Raw genomic sequence first — 24,120 nt, 5'->3', positions numbered from 1 at the left:
GGACGGGTTCGGCAATCAACGGCTGGGATCGCGTTCCGGGCTTGGCCGCTTTGCCAGCTTGCGCTGCAGCGAACGACGGTGCATGCCGAGCAGGCGCGCTGCCGCGGACACGTTGCCGCCGGTCTCGTGCATCGCCTGCTGGATGTGTTCCCACTGCAGGCGGCTGATCGGCGTCATCGCGTCCGGCACTTCCATTTCGCCATCGTCGGCCGGGCCATCGTCTTCCTCGCCGAGGGCGCGCAGGATCATCGGCACCGTGGCCGGCTTCGGCAGGTAGTCGTCGGCGCCGAGCTTGATCGCCTCCACGGCGGTGGCGATGCTGGCGTAGCCGGTCACCAGCAGGATCCGCATGTCCGCGCGCAGCGCGCGCAGCGGCTGGATCAGGGCCAGGCCGGAATCGCTGCCCAGCTTCAGGTCGATCAGCGCGAACGCCGGCGGATGCTGGCGGGCCAGTGCCAGTGCACTGGCGGCGTCCTGCGCGGTCTGCGTTTCAAGCCCCTTGCGGGCCAGGCTGCGCTGCAGGGTGCGCAGGTACAGCTCGTCGTCGTCGACCAGCAGGCCCAGGGTGGAGTGATGAAGGCTCATGGGGTGTCCTCACGTGGGGTCAGCGGCAGGCGGAAGCCGACGCGGCTGCCGGCCCCCTGGGCCGGGCGCATCCACATCTCGCCGTCGAGGCGTTCGATGGTGGCATGGGACAGGGCCAGGCCGACGCCCATGCCCTCGCTTTTGCTGCTGCCGAACAGCTTGCCCGGCAGCACCGCGGCACGGGCGTCGAAGCCGTGGCCGTAGTCGCGGACTTCGCCGATCAGGTCGTCGCCTTCGATGCGCAGGTCCAGGTCCACGCGCGGCCGGCCGGCCTGCTCGCCGGCATCGGCGGCATTGTTGAGCAGGACCATCAGCAGATGGCCCACGCCCGGGTCGAGTGGCAGCCGCAGCGGCGCATCGTCATTGCGATGCAGGTCGATGGTCGGCCGCACCAGGCGCCACTGTTCCAGTACCTGCTGGGCGCTGGAGTGGCTGCGACCCGGTGCATCGGCCGAGGCCGGTGCGGCCAGCGCCAGCACGCGCTCGCGGCACTGCACCAGCAGCTCGCGCAGGGTTTCCATGTCTTCGCGTACTTCGGGCTCTTCGCTGCGCTCGGCGACGTCATCGGCGAGCAGGGTCATGGTCGCCAGCGGCGTGTTCAGTTCATGCGCCACCGAGGCGGCATGGGTGGCCAGGGCGACGATGCCCTCGTTGCGGGCGAAGCGTTCGCGCAGGGCCGACAGTTCCAGTTCGCGCTGGCGCAGCGCCAGTGCCAGGCGGGTGGAAAAGGTCAGCACGACCGCTGCGGAAATCAGGAAATTGGCGACCACGCCCCAGCGGTTGAGGTCCTGCGCGCGGAAATAGCCATCCGGCAGCGACTGGCCGAAGATGCCGCTGGCGGCGTAGCCGAGCAGGCAGGCCAGCGCCACCGCCAGTGCCCAGCGCAGGGGCAGGGCGAACGCGGCGAGCGCGATCAGGATCAGGAACAGCGAACTGAACGGGTTGGCCATGCCGCCACTCCAGCCCACCATCCAGGTCAGGATGATCACGTCCACCAGAATGTGGCCGAATGCGGTCAGTGGCGCGGTGTCGGCCGCCTCCGGGCGCAGCTGGGTGTAGATGTTGAACAGGGTCAGCACGGCCACGCCCGCCCACAATGGCAGCTGCGGCAACGGCAGGCCCAGCACCCAGGTGGCAACCAGGATGGTGGCGGCCTGGCCGCCTACGGCAAGCCAGCGCAGGCTGCACAGGGTTCGGAGAAACGGGGCGTCGGGACCGGTCATTCACGCTCATCGTATGCGTTCACGCGTGACCGTGCCTGCGACAATCGGCCGCAGCCGTGCCGCCGGCTGAATGCGAGTCACCCGGAATGCGGAGGCGGGCGGTAGAATGCGCCCATGCACGACGCCGTTACCCGCCCGACGCCCCCTTCCGATGCCACTGCCTGGCCCCGCCGCCAGACCCATGCCGTCCAGATCGGCGGGGTCACCGTAGGCGGAGGCAAGCCGGTCGTGGTGCAGTCGATGACCAACACCGATACCTCCGACGTGGCCTCCAGCGTGAAGCAGGTGGCCGAGTTGTGGCGTGCGGGTTCGGAAATGGTGCGGCTGACCGTCAATACCGTGGAAGCGGCTGCGGCGATCCCGCGCATTGTCGACAAGCTGGCGATGATGGGCATCGACGTGCCGCTGATCGGTGACTTCCATTACAACGGCCATCAGCTGCTGACCGCCGAACCGGCCTGTGCCGAAGCGCTGGCCAAGTACCGCATCAACCCGGGCAATGTCGGCTTCGGCAAGAAGAAGGACCTGCAGTTCGCCCAGCTGATCGAGTTTGCGATCCGCTACAACAAGCCGGTGCGCATCGGTGCCAACTGGGGCTCGCTGGACCAAGCCCTGGCGGCAAAGCTGATGGACGAGAACAACCTGCGTGAGCAGCCCTGGGACGCCGGCCGCGTGCTGCGCGAGGCGCTGATCCGCTCGGCGCTGGATTCGGCAGAGCAGGCGGTGGAGCTCGGCCTGCCGCGCGACCGCATCGTGCTGTCGGCCAAGGTCAGTGGCGTGCAGGAGCTGATCGCGGTGTACCGCGACCTGGCCCAGCGCTCGGATTTCGCCCTGCACCTGGGCCTGACCGAGGCCGGAATTGGCAGCAAGGGCATCGTCGCCTCGTCCGCGGCGCTGAGCGTGCTGCTGCAGGAGGGCATCGGTGACACCATCCGCATCTCGCTGACCCCGGAACCGGGCCAGTCGCGTACGCAGGAAGTGATCGTCGCCCAGGAACTGTTGCAGACCACCGGCCAGCGCGCCTTCACGCCGCTGGTCACGGCCTGCCCGGGCTGCGGCCGCACCACCTCCGAGTTCTTCCAGGAGCTGGCCAAGGTGGTACAGAACCACGTGCGCGAGAAGATGCCGCTGTGGAAGATCCACCACCCGGGTGCGGAGAACATGACCCTGGCGGTGATGGGCTGCATCGTCAACGGACCGGGTGAGTCGCGCCATGCCAATATCGGCATCTCGCTGCCCGGCACGGGTGAAACGCCTGCAGCGCCGGTGTTCGTCGATGGCGAAAAGAAGGTGACCCTGCGTGGTGAGAACATCGCCCAGGAATTCGTCGCCCTGATCGACGATTACGTCGAACACAAGTATGTCCGAAGCGCCGGATAAGCCTGCGATCCTCGCTGCACCGGAGTCCGCCTCCGGCTTCCGCCACTGGATGGCGCGCAATGCCTGGCGCCTGGTCCTGCTGTTCGGTGGCGTGCTGCTGCCGCTGGCCGGCTTCGTCGCCCTGGCTGACGAGGTGCACGAGTTTGAATCGTTCCATTTCGATGCGCCGCTGCTGTGGCAGATGCATGGCCTGCATTCGCCGCTGCTGGACCGCTTCTTCGTGCTCATTTCCAGACTGGGCTACGAATGGTTCCTGATCCCGGCCGACGTGCTGATCATCGGCGTGCTGCTGGGCTACCGGCGTTGGCGCGAGGCGACCTTCGTGGCGGTCAGCTTCGTCGGCTCGGCGCTGCTGAATATGGGCAGCAAGCACTTCTTCCAGCGCCAGCGCCCCAGCCTGTGGGAATCGATCGCGCCGGAATCGACGTTCAGCTTCCCCAGCGGCCATGCGATGGGCTCGATGACCCTGGCAGTGACCCTGGTACTGCTGGCCTGGAACACCCGCTGGCGCTGGCCGGTGCTGCTGCTGGCACCGGCATTCAGCCTGCTGGTCAGCGTGTCCCGGGTCTACCTGGGGGTGCATTACCCCTCCGATATCCTGGCCGGATGGTGTGCCGCGCTGGTTTGGGTGGTAGGGTGCTATCTGGTCATGTTCAGTCGCCGGCACCCATGGCGACGTCACGGCTCGCCGCCAGCGAAGGCCAGCGAAGCATCATCACAGGGGGATTGACGTGGATGGCCCTTGAGGGACGTCTACGTGATAGATCAGTTGTTTCGTTGCAGCAGGTTCTGCAAGACAGGGGGCAAGCACAACGCGCGGTAGTGTGATGCGCAAGGCAGATTGCCGGGGTCGCATTCCGAACGCGCTTGCAGGGGTATCGGCACCCTGCCTAGCTTGACCTGCAATGGCCGCATTCGAAGAGGTACGTGAATGACGATTCGAGTCTACCTGGTGGATGACCACGCGCTGGTCCGCACCGGGATGAAGATGATTCTGTCGGGGGAAACCGACATCGAGGTGGTGGGCGAAGCCGAGACCGGCGAAGACGCGCTGCGTGAAGTCCGCCAGCTGCTGCCCGATGTGGTGCTGTGTGACCTGCACCTGCCGGGTGTGAGCGGCATGGAAGTGACCGAGCGCATCGTGCGCAGCCACCGCAATACCCGCGTGGTGATCGTGTCGGTGCTGGAAGATGGCCCGCTGCCGAAGCGGCTGCTCGAGGCTGGCGCCGCCGGTTACATCGGCAAGGGCTGCGATGCGCAGGAGCTGTTGCGCGCGGTGCGTGACGTGGCCGGTGGCCGCCGTTACCTGGGCACCAGCATCGCGCAGAATCTGGCGCTGTCGACGGTGGAAGGCAACGGTTCGCCGTTCGACAGCCTGTCCCCGCGCGAGCTGGAAGTGGCGTTGCTGCTGACTCAGGGCCTGCGCCAGGAAGACATCGCACGGCGGTTGAGCCTGAGTGCGAAGACGGTGAACACGCACAAGGCGCGGTTGTTCGAGAAGATGGGGATCCACGACAACATCGCGTTGGCGCGGATGGCCAGCCAGTACGGGCTGGTGGATCCGGCACGGCCGCTGTAAGGGTTTCGGCCAACGGCTGAGCCCCTCGCGGTGTGCGGCAGGATTCGTGGGGTTGGCCCTGCGGAGGGATTGCGCAGGGGACGCCGTGAATCCATCCCTGGAGGCTCGGGCGCGCCATCCATGGCGCTTACGCCCCTGCGCAACCCCTCCGCAGGGCCACGGACAGGTTCCGTGCGCGTCCACCGCGGAATGAAGAAGGAAGAGCAGGAGCGGGTCGCGCGCTGTGCGCGCTCGTCGCCCGGGGTCGGATCCCTTTCCCGGTGGGAAAGGGCTCTGACCCTTGATGATGCCGGAGCCGAGCGTGGGCGCGGCTCTACACCTTTGTCGGGCTCAGTGGCCGCGCACGCGCTTGATGATCTTCGCGGCGTCGGCGGCGCTGGCGCGCACCTTGTCCCATTCGCCGTTGGCGATCCAGTTGCCCGGCACCATCCACGAACCGCCGATGCAGACCACGTTCTTCTGCTCGAGGTACTCGGCGGCGGTGTTTTCGGTGATGCCGCCGGTCGGGCACAGCTTGAGGTCGGCAACCGGGCCGGCCAGGCCCTTGATCATCGCCAGCCCGCCCACGGCCGTGGCCGGGAACAGCTTGCACACGCGGAAGTCGCGCGCGTACAGCGACAGCAGCTCGGTCGGGGTTGCCGCACCCGGCACCACCGGCAGCGGCGCAGCGGCCAGTGCATCAGCCAGCGCCGGCGGCGTACCCGGGGTCACCAGGAAATCCGCACCCGCATCGATGGACTGCTGCATCTGCTCCACGGTCAGCACCGTACCGGCACCCACCACCACGTCCGGCAGCTCGCGCTTGAGCATCGCCAGCGCTTCCATCGCCACCGGCGTGCGCAGCGTCAGCTCGATCGCCGGCAAACCACCTTCCAGCAGCGCCGCGCTGACCGCACGCGCCTGGTCCAGCGTATGAATCGTCACCACAGGCAGGATGCCCGCCGCACGCAACAGCTCCGCCGCCTTCACCTGATGTTGTTCGATACCCATGCTTTTGCCCTTGCCTTTGCTCTTCTTGATTCAGTGGCCGCAGCGCAAATGACGCGCCGGGAATTGTCCAAGGGCAGTAGAGCGCCCTGGCCGGGACCGTGAGCGGCATGGATGCCGCGATCGAGCCCCCATGGATGGGTTTACGGCGTGTCCCGGCCAGGGCGCTCTACTGCCCAAGCCGGGAAGCCTGCCGCGGCTTTTCGCTTCAGGCGTCTTTCGCCTCATGCGGCGCCGCCGCCGCCGCGGCATCGTGCCCCAGCTCATACTCCGCGTCGTACTCCCACGGCCCACCATCAGCCGCCGCCGGCCCGCACGAAATTGAAATCGCACCCTGGTCGGCCGGACCCACCACACGACGGTTGATCGCGAACAGGTTGCGGCCCAGATCATGCGCGGCAGGCGCGGTGTTCGGCGCCAGCGGACGTGCAGCCCATTCGGCTGCGTCCACCAGCACTTCCAGCGTGCCGGCCTCGCCATCGAGGCGGATCATGTCGCCCTCGCGAACCTTGGCCAGCGGACCACCCCGCGCCGCTTCCGGCGTCACATGGATCGCCGCCGGGATCTTGCCCGAGGCGCCGGACAGGCGGCCGTCGGTGACCAGTGCAACGCGCCGGCCCTGGTTCTGCAGCAGGCCCAGCAGCGGCGCCAGCGAATGCAGTTCCGGCATGCCGTTCGCACGCGGGCCCTGGTAACGCACCACCGCCACGAAATGCTCGGGCAGCAGGCCACCGGCGTGCAGCTTGTTCAGCACCTGCGGTGCATCGACCACCACGGCCGGTGCTTCGATCGTGCGGTACTGCGGCTTCACCGCCGACAGCTTGATCAGCGACTTGCCGAGGTTGCCGCGCAGCAGGCGCAGGCCGCCCTGGTGTTCGAACGGATTGTCGACGCCACGCACCACTTCGTCATCGGCGCTGCGTTCCAGGCCCGGCAGGTAGACCAGCTGGCCGTCGCGCAGCTGCGGCTCGCGCGCATAGTCGGTCATGCCGCCACGCGCCACGCTGACCAGGTCGCCGTGCATCAGGCCGGCCTTGATCAGTTCGCCGAACACGAAGGCCGGGCCGCCTGCTGCGGCGAAGCGGTTTACATCGGCTTCGCCGTTCGGGTAGACGCGGGCCAGCAGCGGGATCAGCTGCGACAGTTCGTCGAAGTCGTCCCAGGTCAGCACGATGCCGGCCGCACGCGCCACCGCGATCCAGTGGATGGTGTGGTTGGTCGAACCGCCGGTCGCCATCAGTGCGATGACCGCGTTGATGATCGCGCGCTCGTCGATGATCCGGCCCAACGGGCGGAAGTCGTCGCCGAGTGCCGTGATGTCGAGCGCGCGTTCGGTGGCTTCACGGGTGAGGGCGTCGCGCAACGGCGTGCCTGGATTGACGAACGATGCGCCCGGCAGCTGCACGCCCATCGCTTCCAGCAGTACCTGGTTGGAATTGGCAGTGCCGTAGAAGGTGCAGGTGCCGGCGCCGTGGTACGACGCGGACTCCGCTTCCAGCAGTTCTTCGCGGGTGGCTTCGCCAGCGGCATAGCGCTCGCGCACTTCGGCCTTCTGCTTGTTCGGGATGCCCGGGGTCATCGGGCCGGCCGGCACGAACACCGCCGGCAGATGGCCGAAGGCCAGCGCACCGATCAGCAGGCCCGGCACGATCTTGTCGCACACACCGAGGTAGACGGTGGTGTCGAACATATCGTGGCTGAGCCCGATCGCGGTGGCCTGCGCGATCACATCGCGCGAGAACAGTGACAGTTCCATGCCGCCGCGGCCCTGGGTGACGCCGTCGCACATCGCCGGCACGCCGCCGGCCACCTGTGCGGTGGCGCCCAGCTCGCGGGCGATCTCGCGGATCTGCTCGGGATAGGTCTCGAACGGCTGGTGCGCCGACAGCATGTCGTTGTAGGCGGTGATGATGCCGAGGTTCGGCGTCACGCCGCCGCGCAGGCGGCTCTTGTCGGTGCCGCCGCAGGCGGCGAACCCGTGGGCGAGGTTGCCGCAGCTCAGGCGGCTGCGGAACGGGCCTTCACGCAGGGAGGCGTCGATCGCGGCCAGGTAGGCGGCGCGCGAGGCGGCGCTGCGGCGGATGACACGCTCAGTGATGGCTTGCAGTTGCGGATGGAGGCTCATTGGCTACCGGCGTTCGTGGTGGCGAGAGGCAAGCGGCGGCACGGCGCCGCCGCCAACATCAATCAGCCCAGTGGACGCGCAGGCGCGCGCCTTCCAGGTTGATCGCATTGAGGATGGGGTACTGCTGGGCGTCATTGCTGTCCAGCGCCTGGCGCAGTACCTGCAGCTTCTGCTTGCCGCGCAGCAGCAGCAGGCGCTGGCGGCACTGGCGCAGGCCATGCGGGGTCAGCGTGATGCGCAGCGGCCACTGGTTCGCGCCCGGGCAGCCGGTGGCATCCAGCGCCGCGTAGGGCAGGGTGCTTTCCAGTGCGCGGGCCAGGTCCTTCGAGCCCGGGAACAGCGAGGCGGTGTGGCCGTCGTTGCCCATGCCCAGCGCCACCAGGCTCGGCGGTTGGCTGTGCTGCGCCTGCAGGTTGGCGGTGTACACGCATTCCGGAAGCGGCTTGCCGATGCGCACCAGCGGATCGAAATGTGCACCTTCGGCGCGCTTGAGCAGATTCTCGCGCACCAGCCAGGCATTGCTGTCGCGATCCTGCGGCGACAGCCAGCGCTCATCGGCCAGGCTCACTTCCACGCGGTCCCAGTGCACGTCCAGTTCGGCCAGCGCCTGGTACACCGGTGCCGGCGTGGTGCCACCGGACAACAGGATGCGGGCGCGGCCCACTTCGTTGATGTCGTGGTTGAGGGTCTGCGCCATCTCGGCGGCCACCGCCTCGATCCAGCCATCGGCATCGCCGTGCTGGATGAACTCGATGCGGTCGTCGTGGAAGGTGGTGGGGCTCATGCGGCAACTCCAGGTGCGTCACGTTCGGCGTCGGCGGCATAGGCGGCGGCGCCCAGCAGTCCGGCGTGGGGGTGCATCACGGCCAACGAGGGCACCCGCGCCATGATCGAGGAGAAGCGGCCCTTGTGTTCGAAGCGCTGGCGGAACCCGGAGTGCTGCAGCGAATCGAGCATCTTCGGGGTCAGCCCGCCGGTCAGGAACACGCCGTCCCACGCGCCCTGGGTCAGCACCAGGTCGCCTGCGATGGCGCCGAACACGGCGCAGAACACATCGACGGTGCGCATCGCCTGCGGGTCACCGTGCAGGGCGCGGGCGGTCACGTCCACCGGCTGCAGTTGGCCCGGATCGATGCCGGCCATCTCGCATACCGCGCGATGGATGTTGACCAGGCCAGGGCCGCAGATCAGGCGCTCGTTGGAGACGCGGCCGAACTGTTCGGACAGGATCTCCAGGATGCGGATCTCCTCCGGGGTTCCCGGCGGGAAGCTGACATGGCCGCCTTCGGTTTCCAGCGGGTAGCAGCGGCCGTGGCGCAGGATCAGGCCACCGACACCCAGGCCGGTACCCGGCCCGATCACCGCGTAGTTGCGCGGCTGGCCGGGTTTGCCCGGCACCCAGGCGGCACCGCCGACCTGGACCACGTCATCGGGCTGCAGCAGCGAAATCGCCATCGCCTGTGCGGCGAAGTCGTTGATCAGGTGCAGCTCGTTGAAGCCGAGCATGGCGGCGGTGCGGCTGCGCGAGATCACCCACGGGTGGTTGGTGATGCGCGCTTCGTCACCGTCGACGCGACCGGCCACCGCGAACACGCCGCGGCTGGCCGTGGCGCCGATCTGTTCCAGATGGTGGCGCGCGGCATCACCCAGCGACGGGAACTCCGCCACCGCGTACTCGCGGATGCTGTCCTTCTGCAGCGGTGCGTCCTGCGAGGTGTCGGCCAGGGCGAAGCGGGCGTTGGTACCGCCGATGTCGGCGACCAGCACCGGCTGCGAGCTGGCACTCATGCCGACGCTCCGCTGTCCGGCGCGTCCACGCCCTGCGGCAGGAACTCGCCCGCATTGCTCGGGCCCCATTGGCCGGCCGGGTAGGGCTCCAGCGGCAGCTTGGCATCCTTCCAGGCGTCGGCGACGCTGTCGATCCACGCCCAGGCCGCGCGCACTTCGTCATCGCGCACGAACAGCGTGTGGTTGCCGTTGAAGGCATCCAGGAACAGGCGTTCGTAGGCGATGCGGCGGTGCAGGCCGGTTGGCACCGACAGTTCCAGTTCCAGCGGATGCAGCTCCAGCGCGCCCCATTCCGGGCCGGCCAGGCTGCTCATCAGGCCCAGTTCGATGTTTTCCTGCGGCTGCAGCTGGAACACCAGACGGTTCGGTGCGGCCTGCGCGCGCTGCGGGCGCTCGAACAGCCAGTGGGTGACCGGCTTCAGCGTGACCACCACGCGGGTGGTGCGTTCGGGCAGGCGCTTGCCGGTGACCAGGTGGAACGGCACGCCGCTCCAGCGCCAGTTGTCGATATGCGCGGTGACCCCGGCGAAGGTCTCCACGTCGCTGCCTTCCGGCGGCTGGTAGGCCTGGGCCGGCTGGCCGTTGATGGTACCGGCAGTGTAGCGGCCACGGATGCTGTCACGCGCGGCGTGCTTGGCATCGAGCGGGCGCAGGGCGCGCAGCACCTTGACCTTCTCGTCGCGGATGCGGTCGGCTTCCAGCGAGGCCGGCGGCTCCATCGCCACCATGCACAGCAGCTGCAGGATGTGGCTCTGCACCATGTCGCGCAGCGCGCCGGAGCGGGCGTAGTAGGCGTCGCGGCCATCCACGCCTTCGCTCTCGGCCACCAGGATGTGCACCGATTCGATGTAGTTGCGGTTCCACACTGCTTCCAGCAGCGTGTTGCCGAAGCGCAGCGCGATCAGGTTCTGCACTGCGGCCTTGCCCAGGTAGTGGTCGAGGCGGAACACGCGGTCCTCGTCGATCCACTGGCCGATGGTGCTGATGATTTCCTCGGCGCTCTCGCTGTCGCTGCCGATCGGCTTCTCCAGCATCAGGCGTGCCGGTGCGGCGAGGGCGCCACCCTTGGCCAGGCCTTCGCAGGTGGAGATGTACAGGCCCGGCGGAATGGCCAGGTAGCTGACGCACTTGCGGTGCACCAGGTCGGAGACCGCGGCGGCAACCGAGTCGACGTCGCGCAGGTCCACCGAACGATAGTCGATGCGGCGCAGCAGGGCGCTGATGTCGTCCTGCGTGGCCATCGGCATGGCCTGCTGCAGGCGCGGCCGCAGGATGTCATGGAAGGCTTCGGTGTCATGCCCGGACAGGGCCAGCGCACGGATGCGGAAGTCCTCCGGCAGCAGGCCGTCGCCAAGCAGGCGAAGCAGCGAAGGGAACAGGTAGCGCTGGGCCAGATCACCTGTGGCACCGAACAGGAAGAGGGTGTCGTGCATCGCTCGAGTTTCAGATCCGGGTGACATCGTTGTCAATCGCTTCATGGCTGGGTTCGGGGGACATCCGCGCAACTGCCTGTCCGAGGTTCGTCAGGGGCGATCTCCGGGGTAGCGGAAGACCGTTCCATTCGAAACCACTGCCTCGGCGGAACCTTCGTTCAACCGCCGACGCAGATCGGTGCGCACCGATCATCGGATAGTGCCACGTGAAAACGTTTACATGGCAGAATGGGCAACTGTATTCGATTGCAGTGCTCGCCGTCATGCGGCAGGCGCGCAATCATCACTGCCATCGGGAGGGCCGAGGCAGTCCCAAAAGACAGCCCGGCTTCGGGCGGACCGGATAGGTGATATGGCAAAAGTGCAGTTGCAGGGTGTGCGCAAGGTCTATGACAACGGCCAGGTCGCGGTGAAGGACGCCAGCTTCGAGGTCGCCGATGGCGAGCTGATGGTGCTGGTCGGTCCGTCCGGCTGTGGCAAGTCGACCCTGCTGCGGATGGTGGCTGGCCTGGAGGAGATCAGCGGCGGCACGCTGACCATCGGTGATCGCGTGGTCAACGACGTGGCGCCGAAGGATCGCGACATCGCCATGGTGTTCCAGAGCTACGCGCTGTACCCGCACATGACCGTGGCCGAGAACCTGGCCTTCGGCCTGAAGCTGCGCGGGCATGACAAGGCGACCATCGACAAGCGCATCGCCGAAGCAGCGCAGACCCTGGGCCTGACCGAGATGATGGACAAGCTGCCCAAGGCGATGTCCGGTGGCCAGCGCCAGCGTGTTGCGCTGGGTCGCGCACTGGTGCGCGAGCCGGCGGTGTTCCTGCTCGACGAACCGCTGTCCAACCTCGATGCCAAGCTGCGCCACAGCGTGCGCACCGAGATCGCGCAGCTGCATCGCAAGCTGGGCACCACCATGATCTACGTGACGCACGACCAGGTCGAAGCAATGACCCTGGGCCAGCGCATCGTGGTGCTGAAGGACGGCATCATCCAGCAGATCGATACGCCGATGGCGCTGTACGACCGCCCGGCCAATCTGTTCGTGGCCGGTTTCCTCGGCAGCCCGGCGATGAACGTGCTGCGTGGCACGCTGCAGGGCGATGCCGGTGGCGTGACCGTGGTCGACGGCGAATGGCGGGCACCGCTGGGCCAGGCCACGATCGATCCGGCGTGGCTGCAGAAGCCGATCGCGGTGGGCGTGCGCCCGGAACACCTGCAGCCGGCCCGTGCCGATGATGCGCATGCATTTGCCGCACGCATTGAAGGCATCGAACCGGTCGGCAACGAGATCTTCGTCAACCTGAGCAGTGGCCAGCACGCGCTGACCATGCGCGTGGCGCCACAGTCGCTGCCGGCGGTGGGCGAGCAGATCCGTGTGGCGATCCACCCGCAGGGCCTGCACTTCTTCAACCCGGAAACCGGCGAGCGCCTGTAACGTGTAGTGGCGGGGGGGGGGGGGGGGGGGCCGGCGGGGGGGGGGGGGGGGGGGGGGGGGCGGGGGCGCCCGGGGTCGGGCGGCCCGGTGGCCCCCACCCCCCCCGTGGGGGGGCCCCCCCCCCCCCCCCGGCACTACCATTCCTTCATCCACCGGATTCAGCGCGCCAGGCCATCCAGCAACGGCATGCGCTGCGCGATGGCATCACCCACCTGCAGATCAGCGTCGCTGGCCTCCAGCGGCAGCACCGCCAGTGCCAGGTCGCCGGCCACGCAGGCAATCGTGCCCAGCGCTGCGCCGTCCTGCTGCACGCCATCGCCTGCCTGCGCCGGTGCCGCGGTATGCAGCAGCTGCACCGCACGCTTGGCCTTGCCGAGGAAGTGGGTGCGGGCGACGATTTCCTGGCCGGGATAGCAGCCCTTCTTCACGCTGTAACCGTTCAGGCGGTCCAACCCCAGCTGCTGCGGGGTCCACACTTCGCGCTGGCTTTCTTGCAGCCGGGGCAGGCCGTAGCGCAGGTCTGCCTGGCGCCAGGCCAGTGCGAAAGCGGCCTCATCGGCTTCACTTCCGGCGGCGAAGGCATCGGCGCTGCCAATTCGCAGGGTCCGCGGCAGGGCGTCGCTGCCCAGGTCCAGCTCCCAGCCGTCACCTGCGGTCTGCGCAATCGCAGCGCCGCTGGCGGCTTCGGGCGCAGTGAACGCACCGGCCACGGCCAGATCGCTGCGCACCTGCACCTTCACCTTGCGGCGGAACACGAAGCGCTGCAGTTGCGACGCAATCGCATCGGCATCACCGTCGGCCAGCACCAGCATCATATGGTCTTCGGCCAGCCGAAGCAGCTGGAACACCGCCAGGGTGCGGCCCTTGGCGCTCAGCCAGGCGCTCCACTGCCAGTGCAGCAGGGGCAGGGCAGTGACATCGCTGCTGAACTGGGCGTGGGCAAAGACAGCCGCATCCGGGCCTTGCAGGCTCAGCAGCTGGTGGCCGGGCAGGCGCGGATATCCGACGAAAGCAGGGGGCAGGTTGTCAGGCACGTGAACGAGGTCTAAAATTTGTGCGTTGCGAGACCAACAATGATAGGCCAAACAACCCCCACTCCCGACGACGAATCTGAAGCCCCGCTGGTCCCCGCGGCACCCGTGCCCGTGGAACAGGAAAAAGCAGAGGAATTCGGCGGCCGCGGCGGACTTGATCCGGTGCGGTACGGCGATTGGGAGAAAAACGGACGCTGCATCGATTTCTGATCAGCATTGAGCCAACGCGGCCGTGTGCCGCCCAGCCGAGACAACGAGCCCAGCGAATGGCGACCAGACAACGCCCACTTTCCCCGCACCTTCAGGTGTATCGCTGGCAGATTCAGATGGCCACCTCGATCCTGCATCGAGCCACTGGCGTCTTTCTGTCTGTTGGTGCCCTCATCATCGCCGCCGGCCTGCTGGCCCTGATGATGGGGCCCGAGTCCTGGAACTGCTTCACCGGCCATGCCGGGGCCTGGTATGGCCGCGTGTTCCTGTTCGCGTGGACATGGTCGTTCGCCTATCACCTGTGCAATGGCATCCGCCATGTGGTGCAGGACTTCGCCATCGGCTTCAGCATCCCCGCCTTCATCCGCAGCAGCTGGCTGTCGGTCATCGGCAGCCTGGTGATCACCCTGCTGGTGTGGGCCTATGTGATGTTCGGAGGTGCCGCGTGAGCAAGTTCCGTACCCCGTTGAAGAGCGTGCGCGGCCTCGGTTCGGCCAAGACCGGCACCGAGCACTTCGTGCACCAGCGCCTGACCGCCGCCGCCCTGGTGGCCCTGGGCATCTGGTTCCTGGTCTTCGTGCTGGGCCTGCTGGGCTCGGACTACGCGACCGCCGCCGCCGCCGTGGCCAAGCCGTGGAACGCCGTGCCGCTGATCGGCCTGCTGATCGCCATGTTCTGGCACGCGCAGCTCGGCATGCAGGTCGTGCTGGAAGATTACATCCACGAATCGCTGCTGGCCCTGGTGCTGCAGACCGCGGTGAAGTTCGTCGCCGTGCTCGGCATGATCGTCAGTGTGTTTGCGGTGGGCCGCATCGCCCTCGGCGTTGCCTGAGCCCAGGCACCTACACAGGAATCCAGATTAGATGTCCGCTTACAAGATCACCGAACACAAGTACGACATGGTCGTGGTGGGCGCCGGCGGCGCCGGCCTGCGCGCCACGTTCGGCCTGGCCGCCAAGGGCCTGCAGACCGTGTGCCTGACCAAGGTCTTCCCGACCCGTTCGCACACCGTTGCCGCCCAGGGCGGTATCTCGGCCGCACTCGCCAACATGGGCGAGGACGACTGGCGTTACCACTTCTTCGACACCATCAAGGGCTCGGACTGGCTGGGCGACCAGGACGCCATCGAGTACATGTGCCGTGAGGCCATCCCGGCCATCATCGAGCTCGAACACTACGGCGTGCCGTTCTCGCGCACCGCCGAAGGCAAGATCTACCAGCGTCCGTTCGGTGGCATGACCACCAAGTACGGCGAAGGCCCGGCGGCGCAGCGTACCTGCGCGGCGGCCGACCGTACCGGCCACGCGATGCTGCACACCCTGTACCAGCAGTCGCTGAAGCACGATGCGCGCTTCATGATCGAGTACTTCGCGCTCGACCTGATCTTCGACGACGAAGGCGCCTGCCGCGGCGTGCTGGCTCTGGACATGTCCGACGGCACCCTGCACCTGTTCCGCGCCCAGGGCGTGGTGCTGGCCACCGGCGGTTACGGCCGTGCCTACTTCAGCGCCACCTCGGCGCACACCTGCACCGGCGACGGTGGCGGCCTGGCCATGCGTGCCGGCATCGCCATGCAGGACATGGAGTTCGTGCAGTTCCACCCGACCGGCATCTACGGCGCCGGCTGCCTGATCACCGAGGGTGTCCGCGGTGAAGGCGGCATCCTGCGCAACAGCAGCGGCGAGCGCTTCATGGAGCGTTACGCACCGCACTACAAGGATCTGGCCTCGCGCGACGTGGTCAGCCGTTCGATGACCATCGAGATCCGCGAAGGCCGCGGCGTCGGCGAGCACAAGGACCACATCCTGCTCGACCTGACCCACCTTGGCCCGGGCGTGATCGACGAGAAGCTGCCGGGCATTGCCGAGAGCGCCCGCATCTTCGCCGGCGTCGACGTGCACAAGCAGCCGATCCCGGTGATCCCGACCGTGCACTACAACATGGGCGGCATTCCGACCAATTACCACGGCGAAGTGGTGCGCAAGGATGGCGACAACCCCGATGCGGTGATCCCGGGCCTGTACGCGATCGGCGAAGCCGCCTGCGTGTCGGTGCACGGTGCCAACCGCCTCGGCTCGAACTCGCTGCTGGACCTGGTGGTGTTCGGTCGTGCAGTGGCCAACCGCTGCGCCGAGACCATCAAGCCGGGCGCGTCGCACAAGCCGCTGCCGGCCGATGCCTGCGACAAGGCGCTGGGCCTGCTGGACAAGCTGCGCCACGCCAACGGCGATACCCCGACCTCGGTCATCCGCGATCGCATGCAGCGCACCATGCAGGCCGACGCGGCGGTCTTCCGCACCAGCCAGACGCTGAAGGAAGGCTGCGAGAAGATGGACAAGATCTTCGACTCGTTCCAGGACGTGAAGGTCTCCGACCGTTCGCTGGTCTGGAACTCGGACCTGATCGAGACCTACGAGCTGAACAACCTGCTGCTCAACGCGGTGGCGACGATCAACTCGGCCGAACAGCGCAAGGAAAGCCGCGGCGCGCATGCGCACGAGGACTATCCGGACCGCGACGACGTCAACTGGCAGAAGCACACCCTGGTCAGCGTCGACGAGAAGGGCAAGTGCAGCTTCGACTACCGTCCGGTGCACATGTACACGTTGACCGACGACGTGTCCGTGGTGCCGCCGAAGCCGCGCGTGTACTGATCCGACCCCGCCTACCATGCAATCCGCGCCCACGGGCGCGGGCCGCCTGAGCCAACGAGAGCAGCCATGGCCGAGTTTTCACTCCCCAAGAATTCCAAGATCACGAAGGGCAAGCACTTCCCCGTCAAGAACGGCGGCAAGAACGTGCGCACCTTCAAGATCTACCGCTGGAGTCCGGACGACGACAGCAACCCGCGCACCGATACCTATGAAGTCGATCTGGACGCCTGTGGCCCGATGGTCCTGGACGCCCTGATCAAGATCAAGAACGAGATCGACCCGACCCTGACCTTCCGCCGCTCCTGCCGCGAAGGTATCTGTGGTTCGTGCGCGATGAACATCGACGGCACCAACACCCTGGCCTGCACCCGAGCCATCTCGGACTGCGGCAAGAAGGAAGTGCCGATCTACCCGCTGCCGCACATGAACGTGGTCAAGGATCTGGTTCCGGACCTGACCCACTTCTACGCGCAGTACGCCTCGATCAAGCCGTGGATCCGCACCCAGACTCCGGCACCGCCGGATCGTGAGCGCCTGCAGTCGCCGGAAGACCGCAAGAAGCTGGACGGCCTGTACGAGTGCATCCTGTGCGCCTGCTGCTCGACCAGCTGCCCGAGCTACTGGTGGAACGGCGAGCGTTACCTGGGTCCGGCGATCCTGCTGCAGGCCTACCGCTGGATCATCGACTCGCGCGATGAGGACACCGGTGCGCGCCTGGACGATCTGGAAGATCCGTTCAAGCTGTACCGCTGCCACACCATCATGAACTGCGCCCGGACCTGCCCGAAGGGCCTGAACCCGGCGCTGGCGATCGCCGAGATCAAGAAGCTGATGATGGAACGCCGCGCCTGATCAGGCCTGGCTGTACCCGGTAGAGCCACGCCACGCGTGGCTGTGCCACCCCAGTAGAGCCACGCCATGCGTGGCTTTGCTGTATCTGGAGAAACATGATGGAAGAAGACGTTCTGCTGAAGAAGCTGCGCTGGCGTTGCCGCCGCGGCATGCGTGAGCTGGACCAGCTGTTCGGTCGCTACCTGGACCACGAATGGAGCACTGCGCCGACCGAAGAGCGCGAGGTTTTCCTGTTCCTGCTCGACTGCGAGGACGATAAGTTGTGGCGCTGGTTCATGGGCTATGAGGCCTGTCCACATGCGCACGCGATCCCCCTCATGCAGAAGATCCTCGCCCTCAAGCCTTGAGTGGCGCCCCTCGCGGCTGCAGGCCGCCGCCCAGTTGGCGGTGCTGCTGGCTGCGCCCTGGCTGCTGCGTGCATCGGATCTGGCTTCACGGCTGCTGATGCCCGCGGTGGTGCTGGCCTGGGTCATCGGGTTGGCCGAACTGGCCTGGCGCCAGCGCAGGCCACGCGTGCAGGTGCTTCTGCCGGCACCGCCCGAGCCGCTGCAGGTGGCCGGGCAGGACGCCGATACACCCCAGCTGGTCGTGCGTGGTCCATGGCTGTTGTTGCTCTGGCGTGAGGATCGCCGCCGCCGGCGCCTGCTGTTCTGGCCGGATGTGCTCGATTCCGGGCAGCGACGTGAACTGCGACTGGCCGTGGCCGCACGTGGCGTTTCCCGTAGGCCCCGGTCGATGGCACCATAAGCTGAATTGACCGGCGTGCCTGCATGTTCAAACCCATTCCCGTGGCCATTGGCCTGCGCTACCTGCGCGCCAAGCGCCGCAACGGCTTTATCTCCTTCATCTCGATGGCATCGATCCTGGGCATCGCGCTCGGCGTCACGGTGCTGATCACCACCTTGGCGGTGATGAGCGGTTTCCAGAAGGAAATCCGCAGCCGCCTGCTGCAGATGACCGCGCACACCACCATCAGCCGCGACGGCGAGCCGATGCCGGACTGGATGCGCGTAGTCGACGTGGCCAGCAAGGACCCGCGCGTGGCCGGTGCTGCGCCGTACATCGAGATCCAGTCGATGATCAGCGGCCCGCGCGTGCAGGGCGCGATCATCCAGGGCATCGATCCGGCGCTGGAGCCGAAGGTATCGGTGATCGACAAGAAGGTCACCAAGGGCAGCTATGACAGCCTCACGCCGGGCAGCTTCAACCTGCTGCTGGGCAAGGAGCTGGCGATCTGGCTGGGCGTGGACGTTGGCGATCAGGTGCTGGTGACGTTCGCCGAAGTGCAGGGCACGCCTGCCGGTGCGGTGCCACGGATGAAACGCTTTACCGTGAGCGGCATCTTCGAGGCCGGCTACAACGAGGTCGACCGCGGCGTCGGCTTCGCCAACATGAAGGACCTGGAGCGCGTGCTGCGTTCCGATGGCGCCACCGGCGTGCGGCTGAAGCTGCACGACATGGACCGCTCGCTGGAAGTGGGCGTGGACCTCGCGCAGAACCTCGGTGGTGCGTACCGCGTGAGTGACTGGACCCAGCAGAACGCCAACCTCTACCACTCGCTGCGCATGGAGAAGGTGGTGATGGGCATCCTGCTGTCGCTGATCATCGCCATGGGCGCGTTCAACCTGGTGTCCTCGCAGGTGATGCTGGTGACCGACAAGCAGGCCGACATCGCCATCCTGCGCACGCTGGGCCTGACCCCGGGCGGGGTGATGCAGGTGTTCATGGTGCAGGGTTCGCTGATCGGCATCTTCGGCACGCTGGCCGGCCTGATCGGTGGCATCACCCTCACACTCAACCTGGAGCGCATCCTCGGTGCCATCGAGAGCGTGTTCAACGTCAAGCTGATGCCGGAGGATGTGTACTACATCACCGGCCTGCCGACCGACATGCAGACCGGCGACGTGGTGGCGATCACCGTGGTCGCGCTGCTGATGAGCTTCCTGGCCACCCTGTATCCCGCCTGGCGGGCAGCACGCACCCAGCCGGCGGAGGCCCTGCGTTATGAATAAGGTCTTCAACCGCGGCGATGAAGTGATCCGCGCCGAAGCACTGGGCAAGACCTACGCCGAAGGGCGCATGCAGACCCCGGTGTTCGATGGCCTGGACCTGACCGTGACCGCCGGCGAAACGGTGGCGATCATCGGTGCTTCCGGTGCCGGCAAGAGTACGCTGCTGCACCTGCTGGGTGGCCTGGACATTCCGACCGCCGGCGAGGTCTATGTGACCGGCCAGCGCATGTCAGCGCTGTCCGATACCGTGCGCGGCCTGCTGCGCAACCAGGCGCTGGGCTTCGTCTATCAGTTCCACCACCTGCTGCCTGAGTTCACCGCGCTGGAAAACGTGATGATGCCGGTGCTGCTGGCCGGTACTGCAGTGGCCGAGGCGAGCAGCCGGGCCACCACGCTGCTGGAAGCGGTCGGCCTTGGCCATCGCCTGGACCACAAGCCCGGCGAACTGTCCGGTGGCGAACGCCAGCGTGCCGCAGTGGCGCGTGCGCTGGTCAATCATCCGGCCTGCGTGCTCGGGGACGAGCCGACCGGCAACCTCGATGACCGCACTGCGGCGACGGTGTTCGAGCTGATGCTGGAACTGAATCGTGCGCGGCATACCAGCCTGGTGCTGGTGACCCACGACCGCAGCCTGGCACGGCGCCTGGACCGGGTGCTGGAGCTGCGCGAGGGGCGCCTGCACGCGCTGGCCCACGCCGACGTCTGAGGCGCCGGGCCCGCTTTGGTGGAAGCCGACCTTGGTCGGCTGCTCTTGCAGGGCAAGCACCAACCAAGGTTGGCGGCTACCGGAATCCGGAGCCTTGGGCCTGCTTGGGGCGACCGCCGACCGGCTGCTGAATGGGGTACTGGCTTTCGTGCCGGCGTTGTCTGCGCAGGCGCATGATGGCAACAGTTCCCCGAGGAGATCGCCATGAAGACCCCGATCCTGATGGCCGGACTCTGCCTGGCCCTGGCCGCCTGCGCGACCACCGGCCGGCTCAGCTCTGCCGAGAAACTTGACCTGTACCGTGCCCATGCCGGCGCGCCGCAGAACGACATGCAGTTCTTCGGCAGCCTCAACGGCTGGACCGAACTGGGTGACAGCGCGTTGGCGGTGTGGACGCGTCCCAGCGAGGCCTATCTGCTGGAATTGAGGGGTCCCTGCCAGGACCTGCCGTATGCCACCGCCATCGGCCTGACCAGCCAGATGAACCGTGTTTCGGCGCGATTCGACAAGGTGCTGGTGCGCGACCCTGCCGGTGGCCCGCGCATGCCGTGCTTCATCGACAGCATCCGCAGGCTGGACGTGAAGGCGCTGCGCGCCTCCGAGCAGGAGCTGCGCCAGGCGCAGGTGCAGGAGCGCGAGGAAAGCACGAAATAGCGTGGTAGTGGGGGGGGGGGGGGGGGGGGGGGGCGGTGGGGGGGGGGGGGGGCGCAAGGCGGGGGGGGGGCCCGCGCGCGGCCCGTCTCGGCGAGGTTGCGGGGTTGCCGGCCAGCGGCCGGCACTACCTGTGTGTCAGGCTTCCGGGGTGAAGCCGGCCGGCTTTTCCGCGTCCTTCTCGAACAGGAACTTGACCAGTTCGCCTTCAAGGAACGCGCGATGCTCCGGCGTGCGCGGCGACAGGCGGTTCTCGTTGATCAGCATGGTCTGGTGCGCCAGCCACGCAGCCCAGGCCTGCTTGCCGATGTTGTTGAAGATGCGCTGACCCAGTTCGCCGGGGTAGGGCACGAAGTCCAGGCCCTCGGCATCGCGTTGTTCGTACTGGCAGAAGACGGTTCGGGACATGGCATTCACTCGTGGTTGCGGGGTTTCTTGGAATTTCGTTTCGGCGTCTTGATCGTTGCGCCGTCGAGCAGTTTGCGGATCGGTGCCGGCAGGCCCAGCGCGTGCAGTTCGTCGCTGGCGACCCAGCGCAGCGTGGGTTCTTCCACGCGCAGTCCGTGTACCTGCCGCGACAATACCTGCAGATGCAGCTTGTAGTGGCTGAAGGTGTGCTGCAGCACTGGCAGCTCTTCGGCCTCTTCCAGCGAGCCGTCGACGTGCACGTCGAACCAGTCCTGCAGCACGCTGCCGGCATCGGCCTGCGGCAGCGTCCACAACTGCGCCCAGATGCCGGTGTCCGGCCGCTTCTGCAGCAGCACACGCTGCTGGGCGTCGCGCAGCAGCAGCGCAACGGCCTCGCGCTCGGGCAGGGTCTTGCTGGGCCTGGGCGTGGGTAGTTCAGCGGTGCGGCCTTCGCGCCGTGCCACGCAGTCATCCTGCAACGGGCAGATCACGCAGGCCGGTTTGGCACGGCTGCACACCGTCGCGCCCAGGTCCATCTGCGCCTGCGTGTAGTCGGCCATGCGCCCGGCCGGCACCTGCGCCACATGCGCCTCGGCGATCGCCCACAGCTGCTTCTCGATGGCCGGCAGCCCGGGGAAGCCATCGATGCCGTGGTAGCGGCTGAGCACCCGCTTGACGTTGCCATCGAGGATCGCGAACGGGTCGTTCCAGGCCTGGCTGAGGATCGCACCGGCGGTGCTGCGGCCGATGCCGGGCAGGGCATGCAATGCATCGAAATCACGCGGCAGGTCGCCGTCGTGCAGTTCCATGCAGCGCTTAGCAGCGGCATGCAGGTTGCGTGCGCGGGCGTAGTAGCCGAGCCCGGCCCACTGCGCCATCACCGCGTCGTTGCTGGCTGCGGCAAGGTCGGGCAGGGTCGGGAAGTGCTGCAGGAACCGCTGGAAATACGGGATGACCGTACTCACCTGGGTCTGCTGCAGCATGATTTCCGACAGCCAGACCCGGTAGGGACTGCGTGGGTGCTGCCAGGGCAGGTCGTGGCGGCCGTGGTCGTCGAACCAATGCAGCAGGTGGGCGACGAAGTCGTCAGTCTGCGTGGTTCCGGCGCTGGCGTGCGGCTGGCGGGGCATCGGTGTTCCAGAGAGGCAGCCACCCGTGGGGTGGCTCTACTGGATTGCAGTAGAGCCACGCCATGCGTGGCTGCACGGTGTATCAGGCGCCCAGCGCTTCGGGCAGCAGGGCGTCGACGAAAGCTTCCGGGTCGAACACGCGCAGGTCTTCCGGGCGCTCGCCGATGCCGGCGAAACGGATCGGAATGCCGAACTCGCGGGCCAGCGCGAACACCACGCCGCCCTTGGCGGTGCCGTCCAGCTTGGTCACCACCAGGCCGGTCACGTTCACTGCGGCATTGAACTGGCGCAGCTGCGACAGCGCGTTCTGGCCAGTGGTGCCGTCGATCACCATCAGCACTTCGTGCGGGGCGGTGGGGTCGATCTTGCCGAGCACGCGGCGGATCTTGCCCAGCTCGTTCATCAGGCCGGACTGGGTATGCAGGCGGCCGGCGGTGTCGGCGATCAGCACCGAGGTGCCACGGGCCTTGCCGGCCTGCAGCGCGTCGAATGCCACCGAAGCGGCATCGGCGTTCTGCCCCTGCGCGACCACGGCCACGCCGTTGCGCTCGCCCCAGGCCTGCAGCTGTGCCACGGCGGCGGCGCGGAAGGTGTCACCGGCGGCCAGCATCAGGCTGTGGCCATCGTCCTTGAAACGCTTGGCCAGCTTGCCGATGGTGGTGGTCTTGCCGACGCCGTTGACGCCGACGGTGAGCACCACGAAGGGCTTGGCGTTGCGGTCGATCACCAGCGGCTTGGCCACCGGCTGCAGGATCGCGATCAGCTCCGCGCGCAGCGCGGCCAGCAACGCATTGGCGTCGGCGAACTCGCGCGACTTCATGCGCTTGCGCAGGCCCTCGACCAGGTCGGTGGTGGCACCGACACCGACGTCGGCGGTGATCAGTGCGGTTTCCAGCTCGTCCAGCAGGTCGTCGTCAAGCTTGGGGTTGCGCGAGAACAGGCCACCAAAGCTGCGCGCGATGACGCTGTTGCGCAGGCGCTCGCGCCAGCCGGGCTTGCCAGCCGGCGCCGGAACGGCGTCGATCGAGGCGGCGGCAGGCAGGTCGTCGGTGACCGGTGCCGGTGCCGGTGCCGGGGTGGGCTCAGGCAGCGGTACGGGGGCCGGTTCGATGGCCGGAGTCGCGATAGGGGCGACGTCGATCTGAGCCGTCGGCGCAGGAGCTGCCGGAACCGGTGCGGCTGGGGCCGGAATAACCGGGGGGGGCTCGACAGCGACCGGAACGGCGGTTGCTGGGGGCGGCTCGACCGGTACAGGCTCGGCCGGTACTGCTACCGGCGCCGGCTCCTTGTCCTCGACCGGCGCGGCCGACGGGAATGCCGCCGCCAGCTCTTCAGCCGAGTAGTGCTGGGTCTTGGGCGCCTCCGTTGCGGGGGCATCCTGGGGCTTCTTGCGGCGGAAAAAACTGAGCATTGGCAAAAGGCGCTGAAATCAGAGGGATATGCTACCACTCGGGCCTGTCGGGCCGATGTGGACTCAAGGTTGCGGCCCGCCGGCCGTTAACCGGTCCGGAGGGCTGCGTCGTGCGGCCCGGAGACCGCCATGGGCAACGTGATGGGAATCGCCCTCAGCGGGATGCGTGCGGCCCAGCAGGGCGTGCAGGTGGCCACGCACAACGTGGCCAACCTGGCGACCCCGGATGCCCAGCACCTGCAGTTGCAGCGCATTCCCACCGAGCAGGGTGGGGTGCAGGCTTCGGTGGCGTCCATCGGCGCCGATGCCGGCGCGCCGCTGGGTGATCTGCTGGCCGCGAAAGCCGAGGTCGTGGCCTTTGCCGCCAATGCCACGGTGATCCGTCGCCAGGACCAGATGCTGGGCTCACTGCTGGATCGGGACGCCTGAGCAACACCGTTTTGGCAGGTGCCAACCGCCGCCCCTGGTGGGTGCCAACCTTGGTCGGCACGCTTCGACCCAGCCTGGTAGGTGCCAA

Annotated in this window: 26 protein-coding genes; 15 read left to right on the top strand and 11 right to left on the bottom strand. The window is 67.4% G+C overall.

The window, feature by feature from the left end; genetic code table 11:
* Positions 1-15: 15 nt before the first annotated feature.
* Together V3B48_RS07370 and V3B48_RS07365 are read right to left on the bottom strand one after the other, a co-directional pair.
* Complete coding sequence (locus V3B48_RS07370) at positions 16-585, bottom strand: response regulator transcription factor (RefSeq protein WP_012510702.1); 570 nt, start codon at positions 583-585, stop codon at positions 16-18.
* Positions 582-1,808: an ATP-binding protein gene (locus V3B48_RS07365; RefSeq protein ID WP_032128856.1), complete on the bottom strand. Its 1,227-nt coding sequence runs from the start codon at positions 1,806-1,808 to the stop codon at positions 582-584. The genes V3B48_RS07370 and V3B48_RS07365 overlap by 4 nt, the downstream gene beginning before the upstream one ends.
* Before the next feature lie 114 nt (positions 1,809-1,922).
* Here V3B48_RS07365 and ispG point away from each other — a divergent pair, with 114 nt between their 5' ends.
* From ispG to V3B48_RS07350, 3 genes are all read left to right on the top strand, one after another.
* The gene (gene ispG, locus V3B48_RS07360) at positions 1,923-3,188 is read left to right on the top strand and encodes a flavodoxin-dependent (E)-4-hydroxy-3-methylbut-2-enyl-diphosphate synthase (RefSeq protein WP_032128857.1); all 1,266 of its coding nucleotides are present in this window, start codon (positions 1,923-1,925) and stop codon (positions 3,186-3,188) included.
* On the top strand, positions 3,169-3,918 hold the full coding sequence (locus V3B48_RS07355) for a phosphatase PAP2 family protein (protein WP_032128858.1): 750 nt from the start codon (positions 3,169-3,171) through the stop codon (positions 3,916-3,918). Before ispG ends, V3B48_RS07355 begins: the two co-directional genes overlap by 20 nt.
* Positions 3,919-4,119: 201 nt before the next feature.
* Positions 4,120-4,767: a response regulator gene (locus V3B48_RS07350; protein ID WP_004153112.1), complete on the top strand. Its 648-nt coding sequence runs from the start codon at positions 4,120-4,122 to the stop codon at positions 4,765-4,767.
* 330 nt (positions 4,768-5,097) lie between these two features.
* Here the strand turns inward: V3B48_RS07350 and eda are convergent, their stop codons facing one another.
* The 5 genes from eda to zwf form a co-directional block, all read right to left on the bottom strand.
* Positions 5,098-5,757: a bifunctional 4-hydroxy-2-oxoglutarate aldolase/2-dehydro-3-deoxy-phosphogluconate aldolase gene (gene eda / locus V3B48_RS07345; RefSeq protein ID WP_285302753.1), complete on the bottom strand. Its 660-nt coding sequence runs from the start codon at positions 5,755-5,757 to the stop codon at positions 5,098-5,100.
* A 205-nt stretch (positions 5,758-5,962) separates the two neighbouring features.
* On the bottom strand, positions 5,963-7,879 hold the full coding sequence (gene edd / locus V3B48_RS07340; protein WP_329893448.1) for a phosphogluconate dehydratase: 1,917 nt from the start codon (positions 7,877-7,879) through the stop codon (positions 5,963-5,965).
* A 58-nt stretch (positions 7,880-7,937) separates the two neighbouring features.
* Positions 7,938-8,663, bottom strand: a complete 726-nt coding sequence (gene pgl, locus V3B48_RS07335) for a 6-phosphogluconolactonase (RefSeq protein ID WP_012510707.1) — start codon at positions 8,661-8,663, stop codon at positions 7,938-7,940.
* Positions 8,660-9,667: a glucokinase gene (gene glk / locus V3B48_RS07330; protein WP_049400948.1), complete on the bottom strand. Its 1,008-nt coding sequence runs from the start codon at positions 9,665-9,667 to the stop codon at positions 8,660-8,662. The genes pgl and glk overlap by 4 nt, the downstream gene beginning before the upstream one ends.
* Complete coding sequence (gene zwf / locus V3B48_RS07325; RefSeq protein ID WP_010484333.1) at positions 9,664-11,100, bottom strand: glucose-6-phosphate dehydrogenase; 1,437 nt, start codon at positions 11,098-11,100, stop codon at positions 9,664-9,666. The genes glk and zwf overlap by 4 nt, the downstream gene beginning before the upstream one ends.
* A gap of 352 nt (positions 11,101-11,452) precedes the next feature.
* On the opposite strand from zwf, the gene ugpC reads away from it, so the two are divergent.
* On the top strand, positions 11,453-12,535 hold the full coding sequence (ugpC, locus tag V3B48_RS07320) for a sn-glycerol-3-phosphate ABC transporter ATP-binding protein UgpC (protein WP_125895703.1): 1,083 nt from the start codon (positions 11,453-11,455) through the stop codon (positions 12,533-12,535).
* Between the two features lie 158 nt (positions 12,536-12,693).
* Here ugpC and V3B48_RS07315 read toward each other — a convergent pair whose 3' ends face one another.
* The gene (locus tag V3B48_RS07315) at positions 12,694-13,569 is read right to left on the bottom strand and encodes a folate-binding protein (protein WP_329893447.1); all 876 of its coding nucleotides are present in this window, start codon (positions 13,567-13,569) and stop codon (positions 12,694-12,696) included.
* 39 nt (positions 13,570-13,608) lie between these two features.
* Here V3B48_RS07315 and V3B48_RS07310 point away from each other — a divergent pair, with 39 nt between their 5' ends.
* The 10 genes from V3B48_RS07310 to V3B48_RS07265 all read left to right on the top strand — a co-directional run bounded on the left by V3B48_RS07310 (position 13,609) and on the right by V3B48_RS07265 (position 20,657).
* Positions 13,609-13,779, top strand: a complete 171-nt coding sequence (locus V3B48_RS07310) for a DUF1674 domain-containing protein (RefSeq protein WP_005409075.1) — start codon at positions 13,609-13,611, stop codon at positions 13,777-13,779.
* A gap of 56 nt (positions 13,780-13,835) precedes the next feature.
* Entirely contained in the window at positions 13,836-14,228 is a 393-nt protein-coding gene (gene sdhC / locus V3B48_RS07305) for a succinate dehydrogenase, cytochrome b556 subunit (RefSeq protein ID WP_024958620.1), read from the top strand.
* Positions 14,225-14,611 carry a succinate dehydrogenase, hydrophobic membrane anchor protein gene (gene sdhD / locus V3B48_RS07300; RefSeq protein WP_032128865.1) on the top strand — a complete coding sequence of 129 codons (387 nt, stop codon included), beginning with the start codon at positions 14,225-14,227 and terminating at the stop codon, positions 14,609-14,611. Before sdhC ends, sdhD begins: the two co-directional genes overlap by 4 nt.
* 31 nt (positions 14,612-14,642) lie before the next feature.
* Positions 14,643-16,433, top strand: coding sequence for a succinate dehydrogenase flavoprotein subunit (gene sdhA / locus V3B48_RS07295; RefSeq protein ID WP_134951043.1), 1,791 nt, complete (start codon positions 14,643-14,645; stop codon positions 16,431-16,433).
* A gap of 66 nt (positions 16,434-16,499) precedes the next feature.
* Positions 16,500-17,285: a succinate dehydrogenase iron-sulfur subunit gene (locus V3B48_RS07290; RefSeq protein WP_005409079.1), complete on the top strand. Its 786-nt coding sequence runs from the start codon at positions 16,500-16,502 to the stop codon at positions 17,283-17,285.
* Between the two features lie 98 nt (positions 17,286-17,383).
* Positions 17,384-17,632 (top strand): succinate dehydrogenase assembly factor 2, encoded by a 249-nt coding sequence (locus V3B48_RS07285; protein ID WP_005409080.1) that lies wholly within the window; start codon positions 17,384-17,386, stop codon positions 17,630-17,632.
* Positions 17,583-18,032, top strand: coding sequence for a hypothetical protein (locus tag V3B48_RS07280; RefSeq protein ID WP_329893446.1), 450 nt, complete (start codon positions 17,583-17,585; stop codon positions 18,030-18,032). Before V3B48_RS07285 ends, V3B48_RS07280 begins: the two co-directional genes overlap by 50 nt.
* A 23-nt stretch (positions 18,033-18,055) precedes the next feature.
* Positions 18,056-19,297 (top strand): lipoprotein-releasing ABC transporter permease subunit, encoded by a 1,242-nt coding sequence (locus V3B48_RS07275; RefSeq protein ID WP_049434175.1) that lies wholly within the window; start codon positions 18,056-18,058, stop codon positions 19,295-19,297.
* The gene (lolD, locus tag V3B48_RS07270; RefSeq protein WP_076739259.1) at positions 19,290-20,003 is read left to right on the top strand and encodes a lipoprotein-releasing ABC transporter ATP-binding protein LolD; all 714 of its coding nucleotides are present in this window, start codon (positions 19,290-19,292) and stop codon (positions 20,001-20,003) included. The genes V3B48_RS07275 and lolD overlap by 8 nt, the downstream gene beginning before the upstream one ends.
* Before the next feature lie 204 nt (positions 20,004-20,207).
* Positions 20,208-20,657, top strand: coding sequence for a DUF6491 family protein (locus V3B48_RS07265; RefSeq protein ID WP_329893445.1), 450 nt, complete (start codon positions 20,208-20,210; stop codon positions 20,655-20,657).
* Between the two features lie 135 nt (positions 20,658-20,792).
* Here V3B48_RS07265 and V3B48_RS07260 read toward each other — a convergent pair whose 3' ends face one another.
* The 3 genes from V3B48_RS07260 to ftsY form a co-directional block, all read right to left on the bottom strand.
* Positions 20,793-21,062 (bottom strand): oxidative damage protection protein, encoded by a 270-nt coding sequence (locus tag V3B48_RS07260; protein WP_004153160.1) that lies wholly within the window; start codon positions 21,060-21,062, stop codon positions 20,793-20,795.
* Positions 21,063-21,067: 5 nt separating this feature from the next.
* Positions 21,068-22,192, bottom strand: a complete 1,125-nt coding sequence (mutY, locus tag V3B48_RS07255) for an A/G-specific adenine glycosylase (RefSeq protein WP_329893444.1) — start codon at positions 22,190-22,192, stop codon at positions 21,068-21,070.
* A gap of 82 nt (positions 22,193-22,274) precedes the next feature.
* Positions 22,275-23,603 carry a signal recognition particle-docking protein FtsY gene (gene ftsY / locus V3B48_RS07250; protein ID WP_329893443.1) on the bottom strand — a complete coding sequence of 443 codons (1,329 nt, stop codon included), beginning with the start codon at positions 23,601-23,603 and terminating at the stop codon, positions 22,275-22,277.
* 129 nt (positions 23,604-23,732) lie between these two features.
* On the opposite strand from ftsY, the gene V3B48_RS07245 reads away from it, so the two are divergent.
* Entirely contained in the window at positions 23,733-24,032 is a 300-nt protein-coding gene (locus tag V3B48_RS07245) for a hypothetical protein (protein ID WP_329893442.1), read from the top strand.
* Positions 24,033-24,120 lie beyond the last annotated feature (88 nt).

It is taken from the genome of Stenotrophomonas sp. SMYL20, assembly GCF_036320045.1.
Lineage (GTDB): Bacteria > Pseudomonadota > Gammaproteobacteria > Xanthomonadales > Xanthomonadaceae > Stenotrophomonas > Stenotrophomonas maltophilia_A.
Note: the sequence above shows the minus strand (reverse complement) of the source record. Positions and strands in the feature narration are given on the sequence as shown.